This window comes from Ralstonia sp. TCR112 (assembly GCF_007997035.1).
In the GTDB taxonomy this organism is placed as follows: domain Bacteria; phylum Pseudomonadota; class Gammaproteobacteria; order Burkholderiales; family Burkholderiaceae; genus Ralstonia; species Ralstonia edaphi.
This window is the reverse complement of the sequence record NZ_VOSS01000096.1, coordinates 83,836-94,495: the sequence shown is the minus strand read 5'-3', so window position 1 is coordinate 94,495 and position 10,660 is coordinate 83,836. Positions and strand designations below refer to the sequence as shown.

Genomic DNA, 10,660 nt, shown 5'->3' with positions numbered 1-10,660 from the left:
TTTGCTTACTTTCTTTGGCAAGACAAAGAAGCTGAGTCACCCCGGCAGGGGATGAAACAAGGGATCGACCAATAGCAAAAGTCACAAGTCAGTCCGCAACTTCCAAAGCTCCGGAAACAACACCACATCCAGCATCTTCCGCAGGTAGCCGACACCTTCGGTGCCGCCCGTGCCACGCTTGAAGCCAATCACGCGCTCCACCGTGGTCACATGCCGGAAGCGCCATTGCCGGAACGCGTCTTCCAGATCGACGAACTTCTCGGCCAGTTCGTACAGCTCCCAGTGGTGCGTCGGGTCCCGATAGACCTCGAGCCACGCCGCTTCCACCGAGGCGTTGTAAGTCACCGGCCGCGACCAGTCACGCTCGATGCAATCCGCGTCGAATGCAAAGCCGTGACGCGCCATGTAGCGCACCGCCTCGTCATACAGCGACGGCGTTTCCAGCGCAGCCTTGACCTGTTCGTAATGCTCGGTGCGATGCGCATGCGGCTTGAGCATCGCCGCGTTCTTGTTGCCGAGGATGAACTCGATCTCGCGGTACTGATACGACTGGAAGCCCGACGATTGCCCCAGGTGCGGACGCATGGCGGAATATTCCGGCGGCGTCATCGTGGCGAGCACGTTCCACGCCTGCACCAGCTGATCCATGATGCGCGACACACGCGCCAGCATCTTGAACGCAGGCGGCAGGTTGTCATTGCGCACGCAATCCCGCGCGGCGCGCAGTTCGTGCAGCATCAGCTTCATCCACAGCTCGGTGGTCTGATGCTGGACGATGAACAGCATCTCGTTGTGATCCGGCGAGCGAGGGTGTTGCGCGTTCAGGATCTGATCGAGCGCGAGGTAGTCGCCATAGCTCATCGATTTCGAAAAATCGAGCTGGGCGTCGTGCCAGCCTTCGCCCGGGGCGGCATGCATCGGGCAGCCCGATGCCGCGGGCTTGGTCGGTTCAATCGGGTTCGACATCTCAGGTCACCAGCGTACGTTCGTTGAATTGGGCCGATTGCCATGCGCCGGTTTCCAGCACATCGCGCAGAATTTCCACGGCATCCCACACATCGGCAAAGCTCGTGTAGAGCGGCGTGAAGCCGAAGCGCATGATGCGCGGCTCGCGGTAGTCGCCAATCACGCCGCGCGCAATCAGTGCCTGCACCACCGCATAGCCGTTGGGGTGTTCGTAGCTGACGTGGCTGCCGCGGATGGCGTGGTCGCGCGGCGTGACGAGCGTGAGCGGAAAGCCTGCACAGCGCGTTTCCACCAGCGTGATGAAGAGGTCGGTGAGCGCGAGCGACTTGGCACGCAGCGCAGCCATCGACGTCTGCGCGAAGATGTCGAGCCCGCATTCCACCATTGCCATCGACGTGATCGGCTGCGTGCCGCACAGGAAGCGGCCGATGCCGGCGTCGGCGTCGTAGCGCGACTCCATCGCGAACGGCCGCGCGTGGCCCCACCAGCCCGACAGCGGCTGCCAGAAGCGCTCGCGAAGCGCGGGCGCCACCCACACGAAGGCCGGCGAGCCCGGACCGCCGTTCAGGTATTTGTAGGTGCAGCCGATGGCGTAATCCGCGCCGCCAGCGTGCAGGTCGACGGGCACGGCGCCGGCCGAATGTGCCAGATCCCAGATGGCCAGCGCTCCGTGCTTGTGCGCCAGCGCCGAGACGGCGGCCATGTCGTACATGTGCCCGCTCTTGTAGTTCACGTGCGTCAGCATCGTGACGGCGACGTCGTCGCCCAGCGCGCCTTCCAGTTCTTCCGGCGAGTCAATCAGGCGCAGTTTGTAGCCGTCGCGCAGCAGGTCGGCCAGTCCTTCAGCGATGTACAGATCGGTCGGAAAGTTATGCGTTTCCGACACGATGATCTTGCGGGCGGGCGCGTCTTCACGCTGCACGCGAATCGCCGCGGCCAGCACCTTGAAGAGATTGATCGACGTGGTGTCGGTGACGACGACTTCGTCTTCGCGTGCACCAATCAGCGGGGCAAGCTTGTTGCCCAGACGGCGCGGCAGCTCGAACCAGCCAGCCTGGTTCCAGCTGCGGATCAGGCCATCGCCCCATTCGTCGGCGACGACTTCCTGCGCCCGGGCGAGCGCGGCTTTCGGACGGGCGCCCAGCGAGTTGCCGTCGAGATAAATCACGCCGTCGGGCAGCGCAAAGGCGTCGCGCAGCGGAGCGATCGGATCGGTCGCGTCGCGTTCGAGGCAGGAGTTGCGGGTGATGGTCATGTGAATGCCGGGTGAAAAAGGGTGGGTGTTCTGTCGTTTGTGTCGATCAGGGGAGGCTGCGCAGCACGGCGCGCACGGGGCTCGCATCGAGGGTGGCGAACTTGAGTGGCAGCGCGATCAATTCGTAATCGCCGGCGGGCACGTCGTCGAGCACGAGCCCTTCGAGGATGGCGAGGCCGTGTTCGCCCACGGCGTGGTGCGCGTCCATGGTCTTGGAGGTCTGCGGGTCGAGCGAGGCGGTGTCGACGCCGATGAGCTTGACGCCGTGCGCGGCCAGCAACGCGATCGTCTCGGGAGCGACGGCGGCAAAGTCGTCGTCCCATGCGGTCTGCGGCATTTGTGCGTACGTGCGCAGCAACACGCGCGGCGGTGCGTTGGTCAATGCATCGCGCACGTGTTCCGGTTCGACGCGCGCTACACCTATGCAGTGGATGACACGGCACGGGCCCAGGTAGGCGTCCAGCGAGACCTGGCCGATGGCAGCGCCGTCGGCGCGGTAGTGCAGCGGCGCATCGGCATGGGCCCCCGTGTGCGGCGAGAGCGTGATGCGCCCGACGTTGACCGGGCAGTCACCTTCGAGCTTCCACGCAATTTCCTGCGAAAACGGCGTGTCGCCCGGCCACGTCGGTGTGGCAGGCGAAAGGGCGGGGCTGATATCCCACAAAGTGCGTTCCAAGGCGGCTCCAGGGCAGAAATTCGGTGAATCCGTGCCGAAATGATAGGGAAAACCACGCGCAATGGGTTTGCATAATCGTGCGCGCTATCTAAATGAATTCGAATAAAATGCGACGTATCAAAGAAATCACGCAAAGAACAACGACAGATGCAACTCGATACCACCGATCTGCGCATTCTCCAGGTTTTGCAGGAAGACGGCCGAATCAGCAACCAGGATTTGGCCGAGCGCGTGGCGCTATCGCCGTCGGCCTGCCTGCGGCGTGTGCGGATGCTCGAGGAGGGCGGGGCCATCACGGGGTATCGGGCGCAACTGGGCCGGGCGGCGCTCGGGCTGGAGCTGGAAGCGATCGTGCAGGTGTCGATGCGCCAAGACGTGACGGGTTGGCACGAGACGTTCATGGCTGCCGTGCAGAGTTGGCCGGAGATCGTGTCCGCCTACATCATCACCGGGGATTGCAACTACATCCTGCGCGTGCAGGCGCCCAACCTTCAGCACTACTCCGAATTCATCATCGAGCGGCTGTACAAGACGCCCGGCGTGATGGATATCCGCTCGAATATCGTCCTGCGCACCATCAAGGACCGCGACGGCGGCTTGGCGCTGCTGATGGAAGCGCGTGGCGTGCGCCCGCTCGAAGGCGCGGCGACCGGCAAGCGTGCGAAAGCAAAGTAGAAAATAGCGCCGGACTTTCTGACGAGAATCAATTCCCTACAGAAAGCATGCGCGGATAGTGGCCCCATGTTGTCGACCGGAGCGGGCCATGGCCAAGAAGTTTCCGCTGCATCCTGTGCACCCCGAGCGCATCTGCTGGGGCTGCGACAAGTATTGCTCTACCGACGCCCTGGGCTGCGGCAACGGCTCGGGCCGCACGCAGCACCCCGCCGAGCTGCTCGGTGACGACTGGTATGAATTCGGGGATTGGGGGATCGACGCGGAAGCACCGCAGAAGCCCGGCGCGGCCGCGTGAGATGGCCGACTGTCAGTCGCCGATGTGCGTGAGCGACGAGAACGCACCGCGATGGAAGACCAGCGGCGCGCCATCCGCGTCGATCACGCCGCAGCGCTCGACTTCACCGACGAAGATGACGTGATCGCCCTCGTCATATCGGCTGCGGTTGTGGCACTCGAACCAGGCCAATGATTGCGCGAGGATCGGCAGGCCAGTGGGGCTCAGGCGGTAGTCGATATTGGCAAAGCGGTCGCCCTTGAGGGTGGCGAAGCGCTTGCACAGGTCCAGCTGCTCGGCGGCCAGGATATTGATGACGTAGTGCGAGCCGGCGTGGAACAGCGGAAATGAATTCGCTTGCGTGCCCAGGCTCCACAGCACCAGGGGCGGATCCAGCGACACCGAATTGAACGAGCTGGCCGTCACCCCGACGAACGCCGGTGTACCCGGCCGGCCTTCGGAGCGTGTGGTGACCACCGTCACGCCAGTGGCAAACTGGGACAGCGCGTGCCGGAAATGCGCGGCGTCGAAATCGGGCGGGGTGGCGCGGCCATGTGGGCGTCGATGTGCCGACGCCTCGCGCGCCGGAGATTCCGGGGCGCGCGCATCCATGGGAATGGCTCCGTGTTGGTCCATGAAAACTACCGAAAGTAATGCGCAATTGTAACGGACGCCTGATAGGCCGCGCCGGGGTAGGGCTTTGCGTGATTCTGCAGCCACTTGGTGGCGCCTGTGTCAGGATGGGTGTCTTCGGCCGACCAATGGCAGCCCAATCAATTGCAGGAGAATCCGAATGACTGAACAACGCGCCCTTGAAACCGCCGTCCTGGGCGGAGGCTGCTTCTGGTGCCTGGAGGCCGTCTTCCAGCAGGTGCAAGGCGTGCAGAGCGTGGTGTCCGGCTATGCCGGCGGCCATGTCGATCGCCCGAGTTACCGCGCCGTTTGCAACGGCAATACCGGTCACGCTGAAGTCGTGGCGGTGAAATTCGACCCGGCCGTGATTCCGTATCGCGAGATTCTGGACATCTTCTTCGCCATTCACGACCCGACCACCGTCGATCGCCAGGGCAACGATGTCGGCCCGCAATACCGCTCGGCCATCTTTGCGCAAACGCCCGAGCAGTTGGCGACGGCGCGCACGGCCATTGCCGAACTGGGCGCCAGCGACATTTTTGAAGCGCCCATCGTGACGGAGCTGGTGGATGCCGCTGACGGCAAGGTGACGTTCTGGCGCGCCGAGGACGAGCACCAGAACTACTTCCGCGATCACCCGGCCCAGGGCTATTGCGCGTTCGTCATCTCGCCCAAGGTGGCGAAGTTCCGCAAGCAGTTCGCGCACCGCTTGCAGGGCTAGGAGAGTGCGCTGGGGCTATGCTGCGTCCGCCGGCAGGCGCGCGGCAATGGCCTCGGCCAGCTTGATGCACGACAGCGGGGACGATCCTTCCGCCTTGTTGCTCACCAGGATCGTCACCTTGCGCCCGGCTGCCAGCGCGGCGACGGCCATGTCGGCCAGCGTCTCGCGCGAGAACGGGTCTTCATCGACGAGCTTGTTGAACGGTTTGTACGCCGCTTCGGCCTGCGCGTAGCGATAGCGGCTGTTGAGGTTCCAGCGCACCACCAGCGGGCCGCCCGCGCCTTCATCCAGCAACGCAACGGCCGCGGCTTGCCGGTCCACGGCCGGCATCCGCTCATGCAGGCCGACGCAATAACGCACGCCTGCGGCGCGCAGCATCTTGATGAAGCGCGGCGTGAGCAGCGTGGCGTCGCGCAATTCCACCGTGTAGACGGCGTCGGGATTGCGTTGCGGATCGAGTGGCGGCAACGCGGCCAGGAACGCCTCAAGCCGTTCCACAAAGCCAGCCGCATCTTCGGCCAGCGCGCCCAGTGGCGAGAGTTGAAACACCAGCGGCCCGCACCGCGTTCCCAGCCCCCGAGTCGCCGGCTCGACAAAATCGCGAATCGCAAATTCAGCATTCAGGAAGGCGGGATTGGCCATGCGGCCGCGCCCGTCCGATTCCCGAATCCACGCGTCGCATACCGCCGAGATCGCCTTGACCGCAAAGCGGAAGTCTTCCGGCACGCTGGCCGCATAGGCGACGTAGTCCGCCAGTGGGATCGGCGAATAGAAACCGCGATCGATGCTGACCGTGCGCAGCAGCGGGTGCTGGGCATACGCCGCCAGGCCTTTGCGCGCGAGCATCGAATCGGAGTACTCGCCCGCATACACGAGCCCGTCCCACCCCGGATACGACCACGACGAAGTGCCGATGCGCAGGGCGCGCGGCAACCGCTGCGCGAGTGCCGCCACATCGGGCGCAATCACGGCCGGCTGCACGCCCTGTCGGGCGGGCGAGCGTTTGGGTTTCGGAGCGGAGGTGCCGGGTTCGGCGGCCGCGTTGTCGCTTGGGGCGGGCGGCGCGCCGAACAGATCGTCGATGGGGAAACTGGCGGTCAAATGGTTACGCGTAGATATAGCGGCGCGACCACGGGATCGACGTCGCCGACTTGCCGGCCTTCTGCAGCACGGTCTGGAAGATGGAGATTTCGTCGGCGTCGAAAGCGTGTGCGCAGCCGGCCAGGTAGACGCGCCAGATGCGGTATTTCTTCTCGCCCACCATCGCGCGGATGGTATCGCCGTTGGTCTCGAAACGCTCGGCCCAGTGCTCAAGCGTGCGCGCATAGTGGCGGCGCAGGCTTTCGACGTCAAGCGCTTCCAGGCCGCCAACCTGCGCGGCGCTCAGTGCCAGCGAGATGTGCGGCAGCTCGCCTTGCGGAAAGACGTAGCGGTCGATGAAATCGCCGCCGCCCATCGAGCTTTCGCCGCCGGCCGGATCGGACGACGTAATGCCGTGGTTCATGGCGATGCCGTCGTCGGCCAGCAGGTCGTGCATGCGGCGGAAATACCCCGGCAGGTTCTTGCGACCGACGTGCTCGAACATGCCGACGCTCGTGATGCGATCGAACTTGCCGGTGAGGTCGCGGTAGTCCTGGATACGGATTTCGATCTGGTCTTGCAGGCCGGCCGCACGCACGCGTTCGGTGGCGAGGTCGTATTGGTTTTGCGACAGCGTCACGCCCAGGCAGCGCGCGCCGTACTTTTGCGCGGCGCGCAGCACCAGCGCGCCCCAGCCGCAACCGATATCGAGCAGCGTTTGCCCGGGCTGCAGGCGGATCTTCGTGAGAATGTGGTCGATCTTCTTGAGCTGCGCCTCGTCGAGCGTTTCATCGCCGTTTTCGAAGTAGGCGCAGGAGTAGACCATGTTCTGGTCCAGCCACAGCTTGTAGAAGTCGTTGGAAACGTCGTAGTGGTACTGGATCGATTCCTTGTCGCCTTCCTTGGTGTGGGCAAAGTGGCGCACCACGCGGGCCAGCGCATTGCCGCTGCTGACCGCAGCAGCAGAAGCGAGGCTGTAGCCCACGTTGATGATGTCGGCCAGCTTGCCGTCCAGGTCGATCTTCTCCTGAACGTAGGCTTCGCCGAGATTGTTGAGGGTCGGGGAAAGCAGCAGCGGCAGGGCGCTCGCTTCGCGCACGGTGAGCGTGACGCGGGGCTGCTCGAAACGGCCCAGTTCGTATTGGTCACCGTTCCATAACCGCAGGCGTACAGGAAGGTTGGCAGACTCGCGGATGTCGTGGATCCACTGCTCGAGTTTGCGGTCAATCGCCTGTTGGAAAAACATGTCGACGCCTCCCTGATCAGCAAAAGTTCGGGACGGCCATCGGATTGCGGCCCGAACGGATCACATTAGCTTACGACAAACTTTCCCATTGTGCTGTGCGGGTCTTAGGGGGCGCGTGCCGGGCCGATCCTTTGGCAGCAAGCGCCGTGCCGGCATGACGCGATGCGCAATAACGTATTGCGCATCCGCCCTCTACGGGGCGAGTCGGACGATCGTCCAGCTGCCGTCAGCCTGTTTCCGGTACTCCAGCCGGTCGTGCAGGCGCGAGGGGCGGCCTTGCCAGAATTCCAGCCGCTCGGGCAGCAGACGGTAGCCGCCCCAGTGGGGCGGGCGCGGCGGAGCGTCGCCAAAGCGCTGGCGATATTCGGCTTCGCGGGCCTCCAGCGTGGCGCGGTCGGGCACTTCGCTGCTTTGTTCCGATGCCCACGCCCCCAGGCGGGAGCCCAGCGGGCGCGAGTGGTAATAGGCGTCGCTCTCTGCGTCGCTCACTTTTTCGACGATGCCCTGGACGCGCACTTGCCGCTCCAGCCCGATCCAGTGAAACAGCAGCGCCGCGCGGGGGTTGGCGGCCAGTTCTTCGCCCTTGTGGCTGGCGTAGTTCGTGAAGAAGGTGAAGCCGCGTTCGTCCAGGTTCTTGAGCAGAACGATGCGGGCCGAGGGCTGGCCATGCAGGTCGACGGTGGCGAGCGTCATGGCGTTGACTTCGGCCACCTCTGCCTTCAGGGCCTCGTCGAACCAGCGGCGGAACTGGCGCAGGGGGTTGGCGTCGACGTCGGCGAGGTCGAGCGAAGCGCGGGCGTAATCGGTGCGGATATCGGCAATGGAGGTCATGAGCGTGGCGATGCGGCGTGCGAACGGGCCGAGTATAGACAAACACCGCCCGCCGTTATTTGCTTGCGCGCAAAGGGGGCTGGCACGGTTTGCGCTTGAGGCGGGGTGCTGGCGATCTGTCGTGCGCCGCCTATATTGGCTAGTCAAGGGCGTCAGGCTGGCGGCGCCTCCCCCCTTCCTCACAAAAATTTCAACAGGATGTCGAAATGGTCCCCCGTTCCCATTTTCCCGACACCACCGCCGGCCTGACGCGTCGCCAGTGGCTGCAGGGCGCGTTGGCGCTGGCTGCGGCCGGGCTGGCGGGCTCGCAGGTGCTGCGCGCGGTGGCCCAGGCGCCCACTGAATCGCTCGATGCATTCATGGCGTTGTCACAGGCGCTGACGGCACGGCCGGCGCTCGATCGCGGCGTCGGCACGCGGTTGCTGGCGGCACTGGGCAAATCCAGCGCCGACTTTGCCTCGCAATTGCGGCCGCTTGCGCAGGCATTGGCGGCCGGCTCGCTGTCCGACGCACAGCAGAAGACGGCGCTGCAGATTCTGGAAGCGTGGTACCTGGGTGTGGTCGACGGCAATGTCGTCACGTACGAGCAGGCGCTGATGTACGGCGTGGTCTCCGACACGCTTGTCATCCGCACGTATTGCCCGAACCAGCCCGGCTTCTGGGCCGAGCCCCCTGTCGAGAGGCAAGCCTGATGGCCGATACCCAACAAGCCGATATCGTGGTCGTGGGCTCCGGCGTGGCCGGGGCGCTGGTGGCGTACGAACTTGCGCGCGCTGGCAAGTCGGTGCTGATGCTCGAAGCCGGCCCGCGCCTGCCGCGCTGGGAGATCGTCGAGCGCTTTCGAAACCAGGCCGACAAGATGGATTTCATGGCGCCATATCCGTCGACGCCATGGGCGCCGCATCCGGAATATGGCCCGCCCAACAACTACCTCGTGCTCAAGGGCGAGCATCAGTTCAACTCGCAATACATTCGCGCGGTAGGCGGCACGACTTGGCACTGGGCCGCATCGACGTGGCGCTTTTTGCCGAATGATTTCAAGCTGCGCAGCGTGTACGGCATCGCGCGCGACTGGCCGATCCAGTATCAGGATCTTGAGCGCTATTACGGCCTGGCTGAAGAGGCCCTGGGCGTGTGGGGCCCGAACGACGAAGACCTCGGCTCGCCGCGCAGCCAGCCGTATCCCATGGCGCCGCTTCCGCTCTCGTTCAATGAGCGCACGATCAAGGATGCACTCAACGCGCACGACGCGAGCTTCCACGTGGTGACCGAGCCGGTGGCGCGCAACAGCCGCCCGTACGACGGCCGCCCGACCTGCTGCGGCAACAACAACTGCATGCCGATCTGCCCGATCGGTGCGATGTACAACGGCATCGTGCACGTGGAGAAAGCCGAGCAGGCCGGCGCGCGGCTGATCGAGAACGCCGTGGTCTTCAAGCTCGAGGTCGGCCCCAACAAGCGCATCGTGGCGGCGCGCTACAAAGACGCGAAAGGCGCCGAGCACCGCGTGGAAGGCAAGTGGTTCGTGCTGGCCGCCAACGGCATCGAAACGCCCAAGCTGATGCTGATGTCGACTAGCCAGGATTTTCCGAAGGGCGTCGGCAACAGTTCGGACATGGTCGGGCGCAACCTGATGGACCACCCGGGCACCGGCGTGAGCTTCTACGCCGACCGTAAATTGTGGCCGGGGCGCGGGCCGCAGGAAATGACCTCGCTGATCGGCTTTCGTGACGGCCCGTTCCGCGCCACGCAGGCCGGCAAGAAGCTGCACCTGTCCAACATCTCGCGCATCGAGCAGGAGACGCAGCGCATCTTCAAGGAAGGTAAGCTGATCAAGCCCGCAGAACTGGATGCGCGCATCCGGGACCAAGCCGCGCGCTATGTGCAGTTCGACAGTTTCCACGAGATCCTGCCGCTGCCGGAAAACCGCATCGTGCCGAGCGCGACGGAGGTTGACGCCATCGGCATTCCGCGCCCGGAGATCACGTACCACATCGACGACTACGTCAAACGCAGCGCCGTGCATACACGCGAGGTCTATGCGACGGCAGCGCAGGTGATGGGCGGCACCAATGTCGAATTTCACGACGACTTCGCGCCCAACAATCACATCACCGGCGCAACGATCATGGGTGCCGATCCGAAAGATTCCGTGGTCGACAAGGATTGCCGGACGTTTGACCACCCGAACCTGTTCATCAGCAGCAGTTCGACCATGCCGACGGTGGGCACCGTCAACGTGACGCTGACCATTGCGGCGCTGGCGTTGCGGATCGCCGATCAACTGAAGAAGGAGGCGTGAG

Annotated in this window: 12 protein-coding genes; 5 read left to right on the top strand and 7 right to left on the bottom strand. The window is 64.4% G+C overall.

The features are described 5' to 3' along the window. Window positions 1-81: 81 nt before the first annotated feature. Genes kynA through kynB form a run of 3 tightly spaced genes read right to left on the bottom strand, consistent with a single transcriptional unit; the run spans window position 82 to window position 2,897 of the window. Complete coding sequence (gene kynA, locus FUT88_RS21580) at window positions 82-918, bottom strand: tryptophan 2,3-dioxygenase (protein ID WP_410003893.1); 837 nt, start codon at window positions 916-918, stop codon at window positions 82-84. Between the two features lie 49 nt (window positions 919-967). Further along, window positions 968-2,221 carry a kynureninase gene (gene kynU, locus FUT88_RS21575; RefSeq protein ID WP_147218230.1) on the bottom strand — a complete coding sequence of 418 codons (1,254 nt, stop codon included), beginning with the start codon at window positions 2,219-2,221 and terminating at the stop codon, window positions 968-970. Between the two features lie 46 nt (window positions 2,222-2,267). Further along, window positions 2,268-2,897, bottom strand: coding sequence for an arylformamidase (kynB, locus tag FUT88_RS21570; protein ID WP_147218227.1), 630 nt, complete (start codon window positions 2,895-2,897; stop codon window positions 2,268-2,270). Between the two features lie 147 nt (window positions 2,898-3,044). On the opposite strand from kynB, the gene FUT88_RS21565 reads away from it, so the two are divergent. Together FUT88_RS21565 and FUT88_RS21560 are read left to right on the top strand one after the other, a co-directional pair. Beyond that, window positions 3,045-3,572 carry an Lrp/AsnC family transcriptional regulator gene (locus tag FUT88_RS21565; RefSeq protein ID WP_147218225.1) on the top strand — a complete coding sequence of 176 codons (528 nt, stop codon included), beginning with the start codon at window positions 3,045-3,047 and terminating at the stop codon, window positions 3,570-3,572. A gap of 88 nt (window positions 3,573-3,660) precedes the next feature. Beyond that, the gene (locus tag FUT88_RS21560) at window positions 3,661-3,867 is read left to right on the top strand and encodes a DUF3079 domain-containing protein (RefSeq protein ID WP_147218222.1); all 207 of its coding nucleotides are present in this window, start codon (window positions 3,661-3,663) and stop codon (window positions 3,865-3,867) included. A 12-nt stretch (window positions 3,868-3,879) separates the two neighbouring features. On the opposite strand, the gene FUT88_RS21555 is transcribed toward FUT88_RS21560, so the two are convergent. Beyond that, the gene (locus tag FUT88_RS21555) at window positions 3,880-4,458 is read right to left on the bottom strand and encodes a flavin reductase family protein (protein WP_147218219.1); all 579 of its coding nucleotides are present in this window, start codon (window positions 4,456-4,458) and stop codon (window positions 3,880-3,882) included. A 181-nt stretch (window positions 4,459-4,639) separates the two neighbouring features. Between FUT88_RS21555 and msrA the strand changes: the two genes are divergently transcribed. After that, a complete protein-coding gene (msrA, locus tag FUT88_RS21550; RefSeq protein ID WP_009238772.1) occupies window positions 4,640-5,200 on the top strand; it encodes a peptide-methionine (S)-S-oxide reductase MsrA in 561 nt (186 codons plus the stop codon). A gap of 15 nt (window positions 5,201-5,215) precedes the next feature. On the opposite strand, the gene FUT88_RS21545 is transcribed toward msrA, so the two are convergent. The 3 genes from FUT88_RS21545 to pdxH all read right to left on the bottom strand — a co-directional run bounded on the left by FUT88_RS21545 (window position 5,216) and on the right by pdxH (window position 8,357). After that, the gene (locus tag FUT88_RS21545; protein ID WP_147218217.1) at window positions 5,216-6,301 is read right to left on the bottom strand and encodes a DUF72 domain-containing protein; all 1,086 of its coding nucleotides are present in this window, start codon (window positions 6,299-6,301) and stop codon (window positions 5,216-5,218) included. Window positions 6,302-6,305: 4 nt separating this feature from the next. Then, window positions 6,306-7,526 (bottom strand): SAM-dependent methyltransferase, encoded by a 1,221-nt coding sequence (locus FUT88_RS21540; RefSeq protein ID WP_147218214.1) that lies wholly within the window; start codon window positions 7,524-7,526, stop codon window positions 6,306-6,308. 192 nt (window positions 7,527-7,718) lie between these two features. Further along, window positions 7,719-8,357 (bottom strand): pyridoxamine 5'-phosphate oxidase, encoded by a 639-nt coding sequence (gene pdxH, locus FUT88_RS21535; protein WP_147218244.1) that lies wholly within the window; start codon window positions 8,355-8,357, stop codon window positions 7,719-7,721. A gap of 206 nt (window positions 8,358-8,563) precedes the next feature. Between pdxH and FUT88_RS21530 the strand changes: the two genes are divergently transcribed. Beyond that, window positions 8,564-9,049 carry a sugar dehydrogenase complex small subunit gene (locus tag FUT88_RS21530; protein ID WP_147218212.1) on the top strand — a complete coding sequence of 162 codons (486 nt, stop codon included), beginning with the start codon at window positions 8,564-8,566 and terminating at the stop codon, window positions 9,047-9,049. Further along, window positions 9,049-10,659: a GMC family oxidoreductase gene (locus FUT88_RS21525; RefSeq protein ID WP_147218209.1), complete on the top strand. Its 1,611-nt coding sequence runs from the start codon at window positions 9,049-9,051 to the stop codon at window positions 10,657-10,659. The genes FUT88_RS21530 and FUT88_RS21525 overlap by 1 nt, the downstream gene beginning before the upstream one ends. The last annotated feature ends 1 nt before the right edge of the window (window position 10,660 follow it).